This is a genomic window from Gemella haemolysans (assembly GCF_001553035.1).
Taxonomy (GTDB): Bacteria; Bacillota; Bacilli; order Staphylococcales; family Gemellaceae; genus Gemella; species Gemella haemolysans_B.
Genome location: NZ_KQ959992.1, coordinates 31,809 through 50,968, shown reverse-complemented (window position 1 = coordinate 50,968; position 19,160 = coordinate 31,809). Strand labels below are relative to the sequence as shown.

Sequence of the window (19,160 nt, the reverse complement as noted above, 5' to 3'; positions counted from 1 at the left end):
ATTACGCTTTATAGTTGTGTTCCCTTAAATATTTCATTAAATCTTTAATTTTTTCTAATGAACTTTTTCCAAAATGGTGTTCAATCCCTTCAACCTCTTCGTAAACTTTATCTTCATCTACGCCTATTAGTCTTAGAAAATCTTCTAATAGTTCATGTCTTGTTAGAGCATACTCTCCCATTTTTTCACCCTGTTCAGTAAGAGCGATACCTCTATACTTTTCATAAACGATATATCCTTCTACATCTAATTTCTTCAACATTTTAGTTACGGTAGATGGATAAACGTCTAACTTTTCTGCAATATCTGCACTTCTTGCATAACCTTTATTTTTCACTAAAGAATATATCACTTCAATATAATCTTCCATTGTTGGTGTAGCTTTTGCCATATATTATTCCTCCTTTATAAAATTTTAAACGGAGACTTCTCTACAGACGATTTAATTACGTCGACACCTAATTTAGTTAAATAGTCAACCAATAAATCTTTCACTAAATGTTCTGTAAAATGTCCTATATCGATAATGTTTTTTTTCATTTCCATAGCGTCTAGAGCGGCATGGTAACCCACATCTCCAGTTAAATAGATATCAACATCAGGTAACGAATATAAAAAGTCTGCTCCACTTCCACCTAATAATGCTACAGAAGAAATATCTTTTTCATTTCCAATAACTGCAGATACATTATCTAATAAAAATCTCTCTTTAATATAATCCACAAATTCATTAATTGATAAAGGAGAAGATAATTGTCCAATTCTTCCTAATCCCGCTTCTTTATCTAAATTATGTTCAAATAATACACTAATATTATTTAAATCTAATAATTTTGCTAAATGGTCATTAAGACCCAATTTCGCTGAATCCAAATTAGTATGAAATGAAATTACCGAAATATCGTTTATTATTAAATCACGAATTATGTTAGACTTGAAATCATCTGTAAAATCTAATGATTTCAGCGGTTTAAATATAAGAGGATGATGAGAAACTATTAAATCTACATTATTATCTATAGCTTCTTTTACTACTTTTGTGGTTACATCTAAGCAAACCAAAACCTTACTAACATTACTCTTATTATCACCTAACATTAAGCCGACATTATCCCATTTTTCAGCAAGTTTAACATCCGCTAATTCATTTAGTTGATTGTATACATCTTTTACAGTGATCACAAATCTAACCTCCTTTAATTGTTTTCATATTATTATAACACTTTATAAAAAATATTGCCATAACGAAACATAGTTTGTAATTAAAATAACATATTTATTTTCTATAATAATTTTTCTATCTCTATAAAATTATAATGTCTATTAATACTTTATAAACATTAATAAACTTTATATTCATCTCATATACACTAGACTTTTTTTCTATATTATATTATTATTGTTGTTATAAAGAAATTAGTAGGAGTTAATTATGCAAACTGTAGAAGGTTATTTAAATAAAATCATTTTCCACAATAAAGAAAACAATTATTATATTTTATCTATCTTTTTAAACGATAAATACGACTTTGTTGAAGGAGATTATCTTAGTGTTGTTGGTACTTTTAATGATTTTGAATTTATAGAAGATGATCTTTATTCATTCAAAGGAGAAATAGTCCAACATAGAAAATATGGAACTCAATTATCAGCAATCGTTGTAGAACCAGTAATAGAAAAAGATAAAGAAGCTATTGTTTCTTATCTTTCAAGCTCTATATTCCAAGGTGTTGGAAGAAAAACAGCTGAATTAATAGTTGATACACTTGGAGTTGATGCATTAGATAAAATTTATGAAAATAAAGATTCTCTATTTAATATAAAAGGTATTCCAGAACAGAGAAAAGATACAATATATGCTACTATTGTTGCAAATAAACAAACACAAGATATTATCCTTAAACTAAACGAGTATAATCTTAGCAATAATTTGATTCTAAAAATATATAACTTCTATAAGCATAATACACTTCGTACTATTACGGAAAGTCCCTACTCCTTAATAAAAGATATTAAAGGTATTAACTTTAAAACAGTAGATAAAATAGCCGAAACTAATGAAATAGCCGCAAACGATCGCGAAAGAATCCTGTATGGTTTTATATACACAATAAACTCATTTTGTTTTTCAACCGGTAATACATATATATCAAAAAACACACTACTCTATAATACGTTTAATATACTATATAGCTCTAGAAATATAGCCGTAACTAAAGAAGATATACTAAGTTCTTATGACTACGCACTAGATACCGGTAAACTAATAGAAATTGAAGACAGAGTATTTTTACCTGAAATTTACTATTCTGAGTACTCTATTTACAGTGACATTAGTAAAAGACTAGAACTCGAAGATGGTTTTGATATTAGCGACAGCTTACTTGATAAATATATAGAAGAGGTTGAAGATGAATTAGAGATATCATACGATATCGTGCAAATAGCCGCAATCAAAAATTGTATTAAAAATAACTTCGCTATTTTAACCGGTGGTCCTGGAACAGGGAAAACTACAATAATACTTGCCGTAATAAAAATCTTCCAAAAAATTAAAAACTACAGTCTTCACGACTTACTTGATGAATCTAGAAGTATTCTTACTTTATGTGCACCAACTGGTAAGGCTGCAAAAAGAATGTCAGAAAGTACTGGCTTTTATGCTTCAACAATTCATAAAGCTATTGGTTGGAGTACAGAAGATGAAAACATGGAAGAATTCGTTAGTGAAAAATTTATTAAATCAGAACTAGTTATAATCGATGAGTCTAGTATGATTGATGTATTTTTAATGTATAATTTACTAAAAATCATTAACAAAGACGCTAAAATTATATTAGTCGGTGATAATGACCAACTTCCTTCTATCGCTCCTGGTAATGTGCTTAATGATTTAATTAATTCCAAAGCGATTTCCACAGTAAAATTAAATAAAATATTTAGACAAAGTGAACATTCAAGTATTATTAATATTTCACATTCAATAAAAAACAATATTCCATTCGATATCTTAGAAAACTTCGACGACAAAGAATTTATCTCAGCAAACAAAAATGAAATGATAAATGTCATCTCAGCCATATATGATGATTTAATAAAAGGTTCTACAAAAGAAAACATTCAAATTTTAGCTCCTATCTACAAAGGAACAAGTGGTATCAATGAGATAAATATGGCTATTCAATCAAGGTTTAACGATAATGAGGAACAAATAGAATACGGTGAATTAATATATAAAGTTAATGACCGAGTTATGCAGTTAGTAAATAGACCTGAGGATAATATTTTTAACGGTGATATAGGCTATATAGAAGAGATTTATAAAGAAGGAAATAAAGTAAAAATAGTAATAGACTATGACGGTAATTATGTTACCTATGAAAAAACAGAGCTAAATCAAATTACCCTTTCTTATGCTTGTTCAATCCACAAAGCCCAAGGGTCAGAATTTGAGAATGTGATTATTCCTTTTATTGATAACTACAATTTTATGTTAAATAAAAACCTAACATATACTGCAATAACACGTGCTAAGAAAAAATTAATACTCTGTGGTAGTTCAAATGTATTTTACAAGTCGATAGAGCCAACAAATGTTGTAACTAGACAAACAGCACTAGAATGGTTCTTTACAACAGACAAAGAAGCGAAAATACAAGAACTTGAATTAGAAGAGGAAATTAAAGAATATATATTGAATTTTCAAAATATCAATACAATCGATCCAATGATTGGAATGGGAGATATAAAACCAATTGACTTTATCTAAGTCAAATAACAAAACCTAGATGTAGCTAAAAAACTACTTCTAGGTTTCTTTTTATATTACATTGCTGCTAAATCACGAGCTATCTTATCAATATCATTGATAGTTAAGAAAGCCGCATCTATTGCAGTACCTTTTTTACTTTCTACTGAAGTATTCACAGCTGCGACAACATTTTTAGTTAAAGTCTCTAAACGTTGAACTCTTTGCTTAATTTCGTCTAATTTTCCATATTCAATATTGTCAGCAGATAATGATTTTAATGTTAACATAGAAGTATTTACCTTCTCAGCTACTTCTTTAAACTTATCTACTTTATCACCTAAAGAACGTCCTTTATCAAGATCAGTCTGAATAGTTCCTGCTAATTCATCAAATCTGATTAATTCTTTAGAAAATTCATTTAATTTATTTTTCATGTAATCTTTTGAATACTTTTTATTAGTAATTTCATAATTTTTATTACTACTATCTTTAACACTGAATGTGACAGAATTATTATTTTTAGTAACAATAGCTATGTTAAAGTCTTTATTATTAAACTCATTTGAGTTTATACCGTCAACGTTGATCGCTTTACCGTTAAAACTATTTAATTTTAACGATTTTAAAAGCGAGTCAAAACCTTCTTTACTTATTACTTCATCATTTGTTGAAATAACTAATTTATTATCTTTTTTACTAAATTCTGTTTTTTCTAGCTGGCTTATTGAAACGGAATTAGTAAGATTTTGTAATTGTTCAGTAGAAATATCTCCTTTAGAACTACAACCTTGCAAAATTAGCAAGGTTGTTAGTAATATTATCAGCTTCTTCATTACTTATTAGAATAATTCTGGTGCTGAGATAATGTTTAAGTTTTCGTCGATTTCAAATACTAGTGGAGTACCAGTTGGTAAGTTAAGATCTAAGATTTGTTCATCTGAGATATTTAATAAGTATTTGATTAACGCTCTTAAACTGTTACCGTGAGCAGAGATAAGTACGTTTTTACCAGCTTTAATTTGTTTAGAAATATCGCTTTCCCAGTAAGGTAATACACGATCGATAGTAAGTTTTAAGCTTTCTCCTGTTGGGATTTCTCCTTCTGGAATTTCTTTATATCTATCGATGTTTCCTGGGTACATGTCACTAGATTTATCTAATGCAGGTGGAGCTACGTCAAAACTTCTTCTCCAGATGTGAACTTGTTCATCACCATATTTTTCAGCAGTTTCAGCTTTGTTAAGACCTTGTAAAGCTCCATAGTGTCTTTCATTTAATCTCCAGCTTTTGTGTACTGGAATCCATAATAAATCTAATTCTTCTAAGAATAGGTTTAAAGTTTTGATAGCACGTTTTTGGTATGAAGTATAAGCTACATCAAAAGTAAGACCTAATTCTTTAAGAGTTTGTCCACCTTTAATCGCTTCTTGTCTACCTTTATCAGTGATGTCTACATCAACCCATCCTGTAAATCTGTTTTCAAGATTCCATTGGCTTTCACCATGTCTAGTTAATACTAATTTCATTTAAGAAATCCTCCTAGTTTCGTTATTATATTTTTATTATACAATATTTTCTAGTATTAGTACATAGTTTTTATTATAATTTCATCTATGAAAACGTTACATCAACTTTATTATATTTAGTTAAATAACATTTATTCTTTACTGATATATATAAGATAAAAAAATAAGATTAGATCATTATTATAGTTCATCTAATCTTATAACAGTAAATAATATTTTCTCATCATAATAACTTCATTAAATTAATAAAATATACTAATACACTTTACGATTCAATTTTCCCCTTTTTACAATCTTTAATTTATTAGTTTCAAAAAATGTAAAAACTTTTGCTAATAAAACTAGTATAATTATCCAATATATAAACATAAAATTACCTTCTTTCTTTTTATACGTAAAACTTAATTTCTTATCGTACTTATATAATAACATACGGAAAACCGAAAATCAAGTGAAAAATTCATATTTCTTAATTTTTTTTATAAAGTTACTTGATTTTATATACGGTTTACTTTATAATTTATATATAGATAAAAAAGATTGGAAAAAATATTATGACAACAACATTTAGCATTAGATTTAAACAATGTTTAAAAGAAAAGAATATAAAGCAAGCTGAACTTGCTCGTTCTACTAATATTACTCCATCATCAATTAGCGATTGGTCTAAAGGAAAATATACTCCAAAAAGAGATAAGCTTATTATAATAGCTGAATACCTATCGGTTAATCCAGAGTGGCTTGTCGGTGATTGTGATACTATGGAAGTCAACAGTACTGATAGCAACGTATCATCAGCACAAAATTTTTCTGATGATGTATCTAAATTACCAATATTAGGTACAATTTGTGCTGGAGATGGTGTGTATATTGAAGAAGAATATGATGAGCATATTTTCATCGATCAAGGTATGCGAGCTGATTTTGCATTACGTGTTAAGGGCGATAGTATGATTGAAGCTGGAATTTTTGATGGCGATTTAGTATTTATCCGCCAACAGAGTTCAGTTAGAAACGGAAAAATTGCAGCAGTTCGTTTAACTGATTGGAACGAAGCTTCTTTAAAGAAAATATTTGTTAAAAATGACAATGTGATTCTTTATCCTTGCAATCCTGATTACGAACCTATTGTTACACGTAACGTAGAAATAATCGGAGAATGTGTTGGAGTATATAGGGAACTTTAATTTTTTGATTTTAAACAGATTATCAAACGCCAAAAAGCGAAAATTACTTAGATACTTTTCTAAGTAATTCTCGCTTTTTTTATTTACGAACTAAAAACGCCATTCTATCTCGGCCATTTATATCTCTATAAACTTCAGCCGAAAATCCATTCATATCTGCTAGTTTTATAATCTTATCTTTCTGATCATATCCTATTTCAAAAAACATAACTCCATTTTCATTTAAATAATCATTCGCCTGTTCTATAATTTTTCTATAAAAATACATACCTTCTTCTTCAGCAAATAACGCAAGATGTGGATCATATTTTAGTACATTATCCTGCATTGTAACCTCATCCTTACGGTCTATATATGGAGGATTTGAAACAATAATATCAAATTTATTATCAATATTATTAAAAATATCCGATTTTATGAATTTAATAGTAGCATCATGAGATTGTGCATTTTCTTTTGCAACTTCTATAGCCTCTTCACTAATATCACTGGCCACTACATCAATCGAGAATTGAGATAATTCTTTCTTTAATGTAATAGCTATTATACCACTTCCTGTACAAAGATCTAGAATTTTGAATTTGTTCTTATTAGACGCTTTTACATATTCAATAACTTTATATATAAGCTCCTCAGTCTCCATCCTCGGTGATAAGACATCTTTAGTGACTTTATATTTCCTATCATAAAAATATTCAAAACCTACTAAATGACTTAATGGAACATCTTCTTTAATGTGTTTTTCAATCAAAGAAAAATATTTATCTTCAATTTCTTTAGACATTTGCTCTGACAGATTATTTGAGAATAAATGCGGACTTTCGTCTAGGATATACATTAGTAAAAATCTAGCTAAAGATTCTTCTTTTCCTTGTCTTCTTAAAAGAAGACAAGCTTTTGTTATAGCTTGCCTTCTGTTCATTATAGTTCTTCACCTTTATTAAGTTCTGCCATTTTCTCAGCTTGCTCTGCAATACGAAGTGCTTCTAGAACTTCATCAAGTTTACCTTCCATAATTTGGTCTAGTTTTTGAATAGTTAAACCAATTCTGTGGTCAGTAACACGGTTTTGAGGATAGTTATATGTTCTAATACGTTCAGAACGGTCCCCAGTACCAACTTTAGATTTACGTTCAGCATCAAACTTAGCTTGTTCTTCTTGTTGATATTTATCATATACACGGGCACGTAATACTTTCATAGCTTTCTCTTTATTCTTAATCTGAGAACGCTCATCCTGCATAGATACTACAACTCCTGTAGGAATGTGAGTTAAACGTACAGCTGACATTGTTGTATTTACCGATTGACCTCCAGCACCACTTGATGCAAATGTATCAACACGGATATCATTTTCATTAATATCAATTTCAATCTCTTCAGCTTCTGGTAATACTACTACTGTTGCTGTTGAAGTATGGATACGTCCACTTGATTCTGTTGTAGGGACACGTTGTACTCGATGCGCTCCACTTTCGAATTTCATCTTAGAGTAAACATCTTCACCAGAAATAATGAAGATTGCTTCTTTAATACCACCGATTCCAGTTTCAGAACGTTCTAGTACATCAACTTTCCATCCTTGAGATTCAGCAAATCTAGTGTACATACGTAATAAATCACCTGCGAATAATTGTGCTTCATCTCCACCCGCTGCTCCACGAACCTCAACAACAACGTTTTTACCATCGTTAGGATCTTTTGGTAATAATAGAATTTTTAATTCTTCTTCCATAGGTGCAAGAGTTGGTTCTAATTCCTTAATCTCTTCTTGCATCATTTCTTTCATTTCTTTATCTTCTTCAATTTCAAGAAGTTCTTTTGTGTCTTTAATTTGTTGAACTATATCTTTATATTCTCTAAATACAGCTACTGTTTTTTCAATAGAGCGTTGTTCTTTTGAATATTCCATAAGTTTCTTTGTATCACTTACAACATCTGGATCACTAAGTAATTCGTTTAACTTTTCATAACGCTCTTCAACTATCTCAAGTTGTCCAAAAATTTCCATTTGTTCCTCCTAATTTATCTTTTAATTTCATGACAATGACGACATCTAGCTTCATATGATTCACTAGCTCCAATAACTACGATTGGATCATTATACTTAGCAGGTTCACCATTTATCAATCTTTGACTTCGACTTGCTTCTTTTCCACATTTATTGCATACAGCATGAAGTTTAGTTACCATTTCACTAATAGCCATAATCTCAGGCATAGGATGAAATGGTTCTGCTTTGAAATCCATATCTAAACCTGCAACAATAACACGAACTCCATCATCAGCAAGCTTATTTATAACTTCAACAATTTTATCATCAAAGAACTGCACTTCGTCAATTCCTATGATATCATATTTTTTATCATTTATATAGTCATAAATCTGCTCTGCTTTATCAATATTTACAGATTCATAACTATTTCCATTATGAGTAGAGACTTTGTTCTCTTCGTATCTATTATCTATAGACGGTTTAAATAGAAGCACGTTTTGTTTAGCAATTACTCCACGTTTTATACGTCTTAGCAGTTCTTCTGACTTACCAGAAAACATGCTACCACAAATACATTCTATCCATCCGAATTTTCTATTTTCTATCATTACATATCCCCTCGGGCTTATATTATACAATTACTAATAGAATAAAAACAGACAATCCAATAAAGAAATGTCTGTTTTATTTTTCTTACTTGATACCGTATTTTTTGTTGAAACGTTCGATACGACCATCTGCTTGAGCGAATCTTTGACGCCCTGTGTAGAATGGGTGTGTATCTGAAGAGATCTCAACTTTTAATAATGGGTATGTATTTCCATCTTCCCACTCGATAGTTTCTTTAGATGGTTTAGTTGAACCACTTAAAAATTTGAAACCACTTGTAGTATCCATGAACACAACTTTACGGTAATCTGGGTGAATTCCTTCTCTCATTATTATCGTCTCCTTCTGCCCTGAACGCTTTTAATACGAACAGAGTTATTTTTCAGTGAGTTAATCACATACCTATTTATTATAAATAATATTCTAAAAAAAATCAAGTACTTTTACTAATATTTGTAAACTTTTTTTGTTGACACCCTTATTTATTTTTTAACCATTACATACAAATTTATATATTGTTATATCATATTACAAAAAGTGAGGCAATCAATATTTTGATTACCCCGAATATTATTATTTACTTTTTATTTCTTCAGTTGCAACATCTTCTCCGAACCATTTTTTAGAAATCTCTTGGAATTTCCCCTCTTTGTACATCTCATAGAATGCTTCATTAATTTTTTTAACAAGTGTTACATCTGCTTTTCTTGCTCCAACCGCAAAAGCTTCACTATCAAATCCTGCATTTAAAATGTCAAAGTATTCTAATTTATTTTGTTGTTTTAAATAATAGTTCGCATACACTCTATCGATTAATAATGCATCTACTCTATCATTTTCTAAGTCAATTAAAGCTTCATTGAAACTCTCGTATTGAGTAGCATCATTATTCTTCACAATATTTTTAAGAACATCTGGATTTTCATTAAAAGTATCGTATCCAGATGAACCATTTTGAGCACCTAGAACCTTATCTTTTAAGTCTGTTATATTTTTAACACCTTTAGATTTCTTTACAACTACAACCTGTTCATTCACCATATACTGCTTAGTAAATTGCACGACAGCCTCTCTTTCTGCAGTTTTCGAATATCCATTCCAAATTAAATCAATATTTCCATTCTTTAATTCTGTTTCTTTTAAATCCCAGTTTATAGCTTGCCACTCTACCTTAATCCCATATTTTTCAAAGACAGCATTCGCTAAATCTATATCAAAACCAACGTTTTTTCCACTTTTATCTTGGAAGCCCATCGGTACAAAAGTATTATCAAATCCAATAACAATCTTTTTATCTGTTTGAAAATCATTCCAATTATCTTTTTTAGGTTTATCTTTTCCTCCAGATGCACAACCTGTAATTATTAAAACAGTAATAACAAGTGTTAGAAAGAATTTTAATTTTCTCATTTAACCACCTCTTATTTCGGTTCTACTTTCAGAATACTATCAGCAATATTTTCAGCAAACTGTAAATCGTGAGTTACAACAATTTGTGTAATACCTAGTTCTCTATTCTTAAGTATTAATTTCTCAACTTCTAATCTTAATTCAGGATCCAATGCACTTGTCGGTTCATCATAACCTATAATTTTTGGATTTATCATCATAGCGCGAGCTAATGCAACACGCTGCTTCTGTCCTCCAGATAATGACGTTGGATAATTATTAATCTGTTTCTCTAAACCAAGTTTTTCTAACAATTCAATCGCCTTTTTCTCAGCATCATTTTTTTCCATATTCATAGTTTTAATTGGAGATAAAACTAGATTTTCTAGGACAGTAAGATGAGGGAAAAGCTGAAAATCTTGAAACACAAAACCTAAAAGATTTCTTTTTTCCAATTCATCAATCGGAAGAGACTCACCATTATAAATAATTTCACCTGAGTCTATTTTTTCAAGACCAGCTAACATTCTTAATAGGGTTGTTTTCCCACCACCAGAAGGACCTACTATCGCTAAAATTTTATTCTTTTCTACAGTTAAATTAAAATCTGAAAGTATTTGTCTATCTTTGAATTTTTTACTAATATTTTTTAATTCTAACATACATTACCTCCTATCATAATTATAACGTTTTTCTACTCTCTTAGATACAATTGTCACAATACCTATTAATATTAAATAAATTGCACCCGCAACAAACATTGGTAATAAACTAGCATCTCTATTAGCAGCCGTTCTACTAGCTAATATTAGGTCACTAATTCCTAATGCATAAACTAAAGATGTATCCTTAACAAGACTCATTATTTCATTAAATACACTAGGTAGTACAATTTTTATTACCTGCGGTAAAATAACATATCTAATTGTCTGAAATTGAGTGAATTTCAATACTTTAGCTGCCTCATATTGCCCTTTTGGTATTGATTCAATACCTCCACGGAAAATCTCAGCAAAGTATGCTGCATAGTTTAACGTAAATGCGATTATTGCAGCAGGTAATCTATCGAATCGTATTCCCACAGATGGTAATACATAATAGATAAAAATCAATTGTAATAACAACGGCGTCCCACGCATAATCCATATATATATATTAATAAAGTAATTTAATAACTTAATATTAAAGCGCATAATAAACGCTATTACTACACCTAACGGAATCGATAATACTAAAACTAGAAAAAACACTTCTAATGTTATAAGTGCTCCATTAATCAGACTAGGTAATATTTCTATTAAATATTCCATATATTATCCTCCTTTTATATTTATTTGTATTCATTACTAATAATGAAATTGGTTGTTTTAAAAATTTTATATTTAATTATAGCACAATTTTTATAAAACAAAAACCCCTTACTAACTAAGGGGCTAAATATATTATTTATTTAATTTTGAATCGTGGAATTTTTTCATAATTCCTTCTTTTGATAATAAACTTCTAACTGTGTCAGAAGGTTGAGCTCCATTACCTAACCATTTTAATGCTAACTCTTCATCGATTTTAACTTCTGCTGGTTCTTTAACAGCATTGTAAGTACCGATAGTTTCGATAGAACGTCCATCACGTGGAGATCTTGAATCAGCAACAACGATACGGTAGAAAGGTGATTTTTTAGCACCTAATCTTTTTAAACGGATTTTTACTGCCATGTTTGTACTCCTTATGTTTCAACTTTTTTATTAATTTTATGTGTGTGTGTTTATGAAGTGTTTTAATGAAAAAGTTGAATCTATAACGCTAAGTTTTCTAAGCTAGATATTATTCTAACATTAAACTAAAAGTATGTCAATACTTTTTGGTGAAAAATGTCAACTTTTTTTGTTGACTCACCTAAACCTTATTATACCAGGTTTATTTTACCATGTAAAGATAAAATATTTATAAAAAAACACCCCTTATACCATAAGAATAATCAAAAAAAGAGGTGACTCGACAAAATCGATTTCTACGAAATCATGATTATCGAGTCCCCCCTCATCTATATTTCAATTTTTAATCTTCTAATACTTTAGCAATTTCACTAAGCACTTGATCTTTACCTATTTTAGTAACCGAAGAAAATGGAATAATAGCCATATTGTTCGTTAGGTCTAATTCTCGTTTTATAATCCCGGTATTTTTAGCCAATTCATTTTTTGATATTTTATCAATTTTTGTCATAACTATAACGAATGGAATCTCGTAGTAATTTAAAAATTCATTCATCTCAATATCATCTTGAGAAGGCTTGTGTCTACTATCAATTAAATGTAATACAAATCCAAGATTTTCACTATTAGTAAAATACTCAACAATCATATCATATAATTTTTCTTTTTCAGGTTTTGATAATTTTGCATATCCATATCCTGGTACGTCTACTAGGACTACTTGATCATTTACATCAAAAAAGTTTAGTGTACGAGTTTTCCCTGGTTTAGATGAAACACGAGCATAGTTTTTTCTTTCTAAAATTGTATTAATAAAAGATGATTTCCCAACGTTTGAACGACCACACATCGCAACTTCTGGTTTTTCATGTTCTGGATATTGTTTTTTCGATACCGCACTTATAAGTAAATCTACATTATGTGTATTTAACTTTTTCATTATTATTCTCCAAATACTATTTTAAACACTTCTTGAATATTGTCTACTGTGTGAATAGTTAATTTTTCAAGAACTTCTTCAGGTATATCAATTAAATCTTTTTTGTTCTTAGTTGGAATAATAATAGTATTGATATTCATTTTCTCAGAACTTAAGATTTTCTCTTTAACTCCGCCAATTGGCAGTACTTTACCATGTAGAGTCATTTCTCCAGTCATTGCAATATTATTATCAACCGGCTTTTTAGTTAAAGCTGAATATACTGAAGTAGTAATCGTAATACCCGCTGATGGACCATCTTTAGGAACTGCTCCTTCCGGTACATGTAGATGTATATCAATTTCTGAGAAATTAACATCTTCAATTCCTAATTTTTCTGCATTAGATCGTAAGAATGAAATAGCCATTTGAGCTGATTCTTTCATTACATCACCTAGTTTACCTGTTAGGATAATTTTACCTGTACCTTTCGAGATACTCGTTTCAATCTCTAATGTATCTCCACCAACTACTGTATACGCTAATCCATTAACTAATCCAATCTCTGGTTTTACATTCTTATCTTTACCACTATATTTTTCAGGACCAGCAAAATCTTCTAGGTTATTAACTCCAACCTTAATTTTTTCTTCACCTTGAAGAACTTTCAAAGCAGCTTTTCTGCAGATAGCTCCGAAAACTCGCTCTAAATTCCTTACTCCCGCTTCATACGTATAACCATTAATTATTTTATTAATAGCTTGTTTACTAAAAGTAATTTGTCCTTTTTTCAGACCATTTTCTGTAATTTGACGTGGAATTAAATATTTAGCAGCAATATTTTCTTTTTCTTTAATTGTATATGATTCTAATTCTATAACTTCCATTCTATCTCTAAGCGGAGCTGGGATTAAGCTTAGATTATTGGCTGTAGCAATAAATAGAACTTTTGATAAATCGAATGGAATATCTAGATAATGATCCACAAACTCATTGTTTTGCGCAGGATCAATTACTTCTAGCATCGCAGCTGCTGGATCTCCTTTAATATCAGATGCCATTTTATCAATTTCATCTAATAGTATTACAGGATTCTTAGTTTTAATTTTCTTCAGCGACTGAATAATCTTACCTGGTAATGCACCTAGATATGTTCTTCTATGTCCACGAATTTCAGCTTCGTCATGAACCCCTCCTAGAGAAATACGTACAAAACTTCTTCCCATAGAAGCGGCAATAGACTTAGCTAATGAACTCTTACCTACACCTGGAGGCCCAGATAAGCATAATATTGGTGACTTCATATCATCACGCAACTTCTTAACAGCCAAGAACTCTAATATTCTTTCTTTAATTTTTTCTAGACCATAGTGGTCTTCATTTAGAATTTTTTCTGCATTTTTTATATCGATTTCATCTGCTGTTAAAGTGTTCCAAGGTAAAGCAACAACAGTATCCAGATATGTTCTTATAATTGAGTGTTCTGGACTCATAACAGGTGTTTTTTCTAGACGATCTACTTCTTTTAATAATACTGCTTTATCTTCTTCAGATAATTCAATTTCATTTATAGCCTGGCGGATTTTTTCAATGTCATCATCTTCAGGTGAAATTTGTCTTAGTTCATCTTGAACTACTTTCATCTGTTCACGTAAAAAGTATTCTTTCTGTTGATTATCTATATTCGTACGAACTTTTTCATCGATTTCACGTTTAAAACTATTACCAACTAAGAATGCTTCTAGACTTCTGTTTAGGAAGATTGCTTTTTTCTCTAAATCTAGTAAAAACAACACTCTTTGTTTAAGCATTTTATCGATTGGGAAAAATTTAATATTTTTATTTATAAACTTCTCTAAATCATCAGTTTTATAGTAATCAATATCAAAGTTTTCTCTTTTTAAGTAATTAAGGAAATTAGTTCTAATACTATTTAATAATCCTGCTTTATCAAATCCATTATCTACAATTTCTCTAATATTAATATCTAAATTTTCTACAATATTATTGTTATAAACGCCACTTTTAACCTCAGCTATACCATAGCAGTGGTATTCATACTTTTTATTCTTTTTATCAATTGTAAGTTGACCATATGTACCAAAGAAAACATTGAATCCATTACTATCAAATACATCCTCTTCAGAAAATGAATCATCATAACTATCAATTGGTTTTCTCTTATACGTTACAAAAACTGGAATTCTATCTTTTTTTACAGTTTTTATCGTTTTTAAAAATTTTTTGTCCGTTACATCTATTGTATAAGTATTAGACGGAAAGAATAAATCTCTATTCTCTAATAAATAATATTTTGTCAAAACGAACTCCTCTCTAACCTATTTATTTTAAAATTGGTTTTGTTTTATTAATTACATTATCACGTGTTACCGTACATGTTTTAATATCTTTTTTACTTGGAATTTCAAACATTACATCTAAAAGTAATTCTTCGATAATAGAACGTAAGCCTCGAGCTCCTGTTTTTCTCTTAATCGATTCTTTAGCAATTTCTTCTAATGCTTCTTTTTCAAATACTAGTTTTACTCCATCAAGTTCAAATAAATATTCATATTGTTTAACTACCGAATTCTTAGGCTCAGTTAAAACCCTAACTAAATCCTTCTCATCTAGTTCTTCTAAATAACAAACAACCGGAATACGACCGATAAATTCTGGAATCATACCAAACTTAACAAGATCTTCGTGTTTTACTTTAGAAATAATATCCTCATTGTCATTTAACTCATCACTCTTAGAAAAACCAATAACTTTTTCTCCAAGACGACGTTTAATAATTTCTTCAATACCTGAGAATGCACCACCAATAATGAATAGTATATTCTTCGTATTTATTTTTATCATTTCTTCTCCAGGGTGTTTTCTTCCTCCTTGCGGTGGAACACTAGCAACCGTTCCTTCTAAAATTTTAAGAAGTGCTTGTTGAACACCTTCTCCAGAAACATCACGAGTTATTGAAATATTCTCACCTTTTTTAGCGATTTTATCAATTTCATCGATATAGATAATACCTTTTTCAGCTCTTTCTATATCATAATTTGCACTCTGAATAAGTCGAAGAAGAATATTTTCAACATCTTCACCTACATATCCTGCTTCTGTTAATGTAGTTGCATCAGAAATTGTAAAAGGTACATCAAGCATCTTCGCTAATGTTTGAGCAATTAATGTTTTACCTGATCCTGTGCTACCTATTAAAGCAATATTACTCTTTTGTAATTCAATATCATTATTTTCTTTAGCTATAATTCTTTTATAATGATTATAAACAGCTACAGCTACAGATTTTTTAGCTTTATCCTGACTAATTACATACTCATTTAAATGTTCCATGATTTTTTGAGGTTCTAATAACTTAAATACTGGTTTATTTTTTGCATTTCTATAGTCAATTTCTTCTTCGATTATATCTGAGCATAAATCAACGCACTCATCACAAATAAATACGTCATTCCCAGCAATCATTTTAAAAACTTCGTTAGTATTTTTTCCACAAAAAGAACATCTTACTTCATCTTTATTTTTAACCATAATTACACCTCACATTATTGAACTTTTTTTATATCTTATTATCTTTTTATTATCAAATCGATATAAAGCCCAAAAAGATACACATTATTATAACATATTCTAACTATATTTACTAGCAAATAGTACTACAAAATAATTAATATAAGTGCTATTAGAAGGTAATTCAACATATCTTTTTGTATTTTTCCCTAATAAAAAATAAGATATAAAATTTAAATCTTAAAATTTTATATCTTATTCAATTTCTATTTATTTTTTGTTATTCTTCTAAACATTTTTAGATATAAGCCCATATATACTAATAGTCCCAAAATAGCGAAGAAAACTGTAGTAATAATACTACCTTCTATTCCATAACTTCCTCCGATTAGTATTTGTTTATCACTAATTGCCTCAACAGTAAATATTGAATCGGATAATTTAATCCCACTTAAATTAAATCCAAATACCAAACCAGATATACAATTCCAAAAAGCATGAAAAATTGCAATAACTAAAACATTATCAAAATACCAATATAATAATGACATTACAACTGATATTAAAAATATATTTAATAAATCTATTTTTGATGTAGTTGGATTAGACATACGAAATACTAAGTAAAATAGCGAACTCAATAGAATGGCTATCCATTTTCCTTTTTTTGCTGCTAATCTAGTCATTAAATAACCTCTAAAAACAACCTCTTCTAGAAAGCCTTGCATTAAAACTAACATAGTAAGAATAATTATTATACCAATTTTTAAATCCTTTGATAAGGATAGAGATATATTATTTGACATCAATAAAATAGCTACTACTCCTACAATACTAAATATAGCTAATCCTGCTCCTACTTTAATAGCTTCTAAATTATTTTCTTTACTAAAGCCAAAATATTCAAACGTTGTTTTTTCAAAATACTTAACAAAAAATAATAAAATAACCGCTGAAAATATATATGAGCATAAAACAGATATAATATTATAACCAACTATATTTTTAAAGACATATTCAAATAGTATTCCTTGTAAAAATGAATATACAATAATCAACAAGAACATTAGAGTAAAATTCATTACACCTTTGTTTTTTAATAAATCTACACTTTTCATTCAAATTCTCCTACTTTAATCAGATATTACTATCCTAACACAAATAACAAATTTTAGCTACGATTATTAAAATACTCTTATTAAAATCTTTTAGTAATCATCTATTAGTGGTATAATTAATTTATATACGAAATAGGAGGAATACTATGTCATTTTTTTCAAAATTAGGTGAAAATATTATTTTACCTCAAGACGTACTAATTCAATCGAAAGAAACAGCAGCAGTTGCAGGGGCAATAAATGCTACTATCGGTATTGCAACAGCAAATAAAAAAGCGATGGCATTACCGTCAATTAATAAAGTAATAACAGAAATTAACAATTCAGAATATTTACCATATTCTCCAACACCAGGATTACCAAAAATGAGAGAATTATGGAAACAAAAAATCTTAAAAGATAATCCAAAAATTAATGATGAATATTTATCTTTACCAATGGTAACTACAGGTATTACACAAGGTATTGACATTGCGGCAAACTTATTTAGTGAAGCAGGAGATGCTCTACTTTTACCAAATCTATTTTGGCAAAACTATGCTCAAATATATACTATTAAGTTAGGTAACAACATCTATAAATACAATCAATTTGACGAAAATAATAAATTTAGCATTGATAATTTCAAAAATGTACTTTATGATATTAAACAAGATAAAATTTCTTTAATATTAAACTTCCCAAATAATCCAACAGGTTATACACCATCAGATGATGAATTAACTCAATTAGTTGAAGTAATTAATATTTTTGCTAAAGAGCACCCAAATAAACAACTTATCATCGTTTCTGATGATGCATACTTCGGACTATTTTTCGAGGATAATCACAAAACTCCTACTCTTAGTGCAACATATAAACTTGCAGAAAATCCAAACTGCTTAATAGTTAAATTAGATGGAATTACTAAAGAATATTATAGTTGGGGATTACGAGTAGGTTTCATCACATATTACACAAAAGATGCATCTTTACGACAAAAACTTCTAGAAAAAACTCAAGGATTCTTAAGAAGTACAACATCTTCTCCTTCTAACTTATCTCAACAAATTGCAATAAGATTATTAGATAATAAAGAAGCAATTAAAGAAAAAGAAGAAAATGATAGTATTATCCAAGATAGATACAACGAACTTAAATCAGCTATCGCTAAAGAAAAAATAGATACACTAGTCACGATCTTACCATTCAACTCTGGCTATTTCTTCACTATTAAACTACCAAACACAATTAACGCTCACGAATTCAGACTAAAATTCCTAAACGAATACAAGTACGGGGTATATTCTATGGATGACGAGCACATAAGAATAGCATTCTCATGCTTAGATATAGAATTAATTCCTGAATTAGTAACTAAGTTCAAAGAATGTATCCAACAATTTTAAAAATAAAACTAGGTGAATCAAATATAAATTCA

The 19,160-nt window shown here is 29.1% G+C and carries 19 protein-coding genes; 3 read left to right on the top strand and 16 right to left on the bottom strand.

Annotation, left to right across the window (positions count from 1 at the left end):
* Position 1 precedes the first annotated feature (1 nt).
* Both mntR and HMPREF3186_RS08015 read right to left on the bottom strand, forming a co-directional pair.
* A complete protein-coding gene (mntR, locus tag HMPREF3186_RS08020; RefSeq protein WP_003145030.1) occupies positions 2 to 391 on the bottom strand; it encodes a transcriptional regulator MntR in 390 nt (129 codons plus the stop codon).
* A gap of 14 nt (positions 392 to 405) precedes the next feature.
* Positions 406 to 1,182 (bottom strand): Nif3-like dinuclear metal center hexameric protein, encoded by a 777-nt coding sequence (locus HMPREF3186_RS08015; RefSeq protein WP_060914716.1) that lies wholly within the window; start codon positions 1,180 to 1,182, stop codon positions 406 to 408.
* A gap of 250 nt (positions 1,183 to 1,432) precedes the next feature.
* Between HMPREF3186_RS08015 and HMPREF3186_RS08010 the strand changes: the two genes are divergently transcribed.
* Positions 1,433 to 3,769 (top strand): SF1B family DNA helicase RecD2, encoded by a 2,337-nt coding sequence (locus tag HMPREF3186_RS08010; RefSeq protein WP_060914715.1) that lies wholly within the window; start codon positions 1,433 to 1,435, stop codon positions 3,767 to 3,769.
* 56 nt (positions 3,770 to 3,825) lie between these two features.
* Here HMPREF3186_RS08010 and HMPREF3186_RS08005 read toward each other — a convergent pair whose 3' ends face one another.
* Both HMPREF3186_RS08005 and gpmA read right to left on the bottom strand, forming a co-directional pair.
* Complete coding sequence (locus HMPREF3186_RS08005; protein ID WP_231724188.1) at positions 3,826 to 4,584, bottom strand: hypothetical protein; 759 nt, start codon at positions 4,582 to 4,584, stop codon at positions 3,826 to 3,828.
* Between the two features lie 6 nt (positions 4,585 to 4,590).
* Positions 4,591 to 5,277 (bottom strand): 2,3-diphosphoglycerate-dependent phosphoglycerate mutase, encoded by a 687-nt coding sequence (gene gpmA / locus HMPREF3186_RS08000; RefSeq protein ID WP_060914713.1) that lies wholly within the window; start codon positions 5,275 to 5,277, stop codon positions 4,591 to 4,593.
* A gap of 554 nt (positions 5,278 to 5,831) precedes the next feature.
* Between gpmA and HMPREF3186_RS07995 the strand changes: the two genes are divergently transcribed.
* Positions 5,832 to 6,464 (top strand): LexA family protein, encoded by a 633-nt coding sequence (locus HMPREF3186_RS07995; protein ID WP_060914712.1) that lies wholly within the window; start codon positions 5,832 to 5,834, stop codon positions 6,462 to 6,464.
* 79 nt (positions 6,465 to 6,543) lie between these two features.
* Here HMPREF3186_RS07995 and prmC read toward each other — a convergent pair whose 3' ends face one another.
* The 12 genes from prmC to HMPREF3186_RS07935 all read right to left on the bottom strand — a co-directional run bounded on the left by prmC (position 6,544) and on the right by HMPREF3186_RS07935 (position 17,740).
* Positions 6,544 to 7,386 carry a peptide chain release factor N(5)-glutamine methyltransferase gene (prmC, locus tag HMPREF3186_RS07990; protein ID WP_060914711.1) on the bottom strand — a complete coding sequence of 281 codons (843 nt, stop codon included), beginning with the start codon at positions 7,384 to 7,386 and terminating at the stop codon, positions 6,544 to 6,546.
* Positions 7,386 to 8,474: a peptide chain release factor 1 gene (prfA, locus tag HMPREF3186_RS07985; protein ID WP_003145535.1), complete on the bottom strand. Its 1,089-nt coding sequence runs from the start codon at positions 8,472 to 8,474 to the stop codon at positions 7,386 to 7,388. Before prfA ends, prmC begins: the two co-directional genes overlap by 1 nt.
* A 14-nt stretch (positions 8,475 to 8,488) precedes the next feature.
* Positions 8,489 to 9,067 carry a thymidine kinase gene (locus HMPREF3186_RS07980; RefSeq protein WP_060914710.1) on the bottom strand — a complete coding sequence of 193 codons (579 nt, stop codon included), beginning with the start codon at positions 9,065 to 9,067 and terminating at the stop codon, positions 8,489 to 8,491.
* 85 nt (positions 9,068 to 9,152) lie between these two features.
* The gene (locus tag HMPREF3186_RS07975) at positions 9,153 to 9,398 is read right to left on the bottom strand and encodes a type B 50S ribosomal protein L31 (protein ID WP_003145327.1); all 246 of its coding nucleotides are present in this window, start codon (positions 9,396 to 9,398) and stop codon (positions 9,153 to 9,155) included.
* Between the two features lie 243 nt (positions 9,399 to 9,641).
* Complete coding sequence (locus HMPREF3186_RS07970; RefSeq protein ID WP_060914709.1) at positions 9,642 to 10,478, bottom strand: amino acid ABC transporter substrate-binding protein; 837 nt, start codon at positions 10,476 to 10,478, stop codon at positions 9,642 to 9,644.
* Between the two features lie 11 nt (positions 10,479 to 10,489).
* Entirely contained in the window at positions 10,490 to 11,119 is a 630-nt protein-coding gene (locus HMPREF3186_RS07965; protein ID WP_060914708.1) for an amino acid ABC transporter ATP-binding protein, read from the bottom strand.
* Between the two features lie 3 nt (positions 11,120 to 11,122).
* The gene (locus HMPREF3186_RS07960; RefSeq protein WP_060914707.1) at positions 11,123 to 11,767 is read right to left on the bottom strand and encodes an amino acid ABC transporter permease; all 645 of its coding nucleotides are present in this window, start codon (positions 11,765 to 11,767) and stop codon (positions 11,123 to 11,125) included.
* Positions 11,768 to 11,899: 132 nt separating this feature from the next.
* Entirely contained in the window at positions 11,900 to 12,172 is a 273-nt protein-coding gene (gene rpsP, locus HMPREF3186_RS07955; protein WP_003145074.1) for a 30S ribosomal protein S16, read from the bottom strand.
* Between the two features lie 343 nt (positions 12,173 to 12,515).
* A complete protein-coding gene (yihA, locus tag HMPREF3186_RS07950) occupies positions 12,516 to 13,112 on the bottom strand; it encodes a ribosome biogenesis GTP-binding protein YihA/YsxC (RefSeq protein ID WP_060914706.1) in 597 nt (198 codons plus the stop codon).
* A gap of 2 nt (positions 13,113 to 13,114) precedes the next feature.
* On the bottom strand, positions 13,115 to 15,412 hold the full coding sequence (gene lon, locus HMPREF3186_RS07945) for an endopeptidase La (protein ID WP_060914705.1): 2,298 nt from the start codon (positions 15,410 to 15,412) through the stop codon (positions 13,115 to 13,117).
* Positions 15,413 to 15,434: 22 nt separating this feature from the next.
* Positions 15,435 to 16,643 carry an ATP-dependent Clp protease ATP-binding subunit ClpX gene (clpX, locus tag HMPREF3186_RS07940; protein ID WP_060914704.1) on the bottom strand — a complete coding sequence of 403 codons (1,209 nt, stop codon included), beginning with the start codon at positions 16,641 to 16,643 and terminating at the stop codon, positions 15,435 to 15,437.
* A 245-nt stretch (positions 16,644 to 16,888) separates the two neighbouring features.
* The gene (locus HMPREF3186_RS07935) at positions 16,889 to 17,740 is read right to left on the bottom strand and encodes a CPBP family intramembrane glutamic endopeptidase (RefSeq protein WP_060914703.1); all 852 of its coding nucleotides are present in this window, start codon (positions 17,738 to 17,740) and stop codon (positions 16,889 to 16,891) included.
* Positions 17,741 to 17,886: 146 nt separating this feature from the next.
* Between HMPREF3186_RS07935 and HMPREF3186_RS07930 the strand changes: the two genes are divergently transcribed.
* Entirely contained in the window at positions 17,887 to 19,128 is a 1,242-nt protein-coding gene (locus HMPREF3186_RS07930) for an aminotransferase class I/II-fold pyridoxal phosphate-dependent enzyme (protein WP_060914702.1), read from the top strand.
* Positions 19,129 to 19,160: the final 32 nt, after the last annotated feature.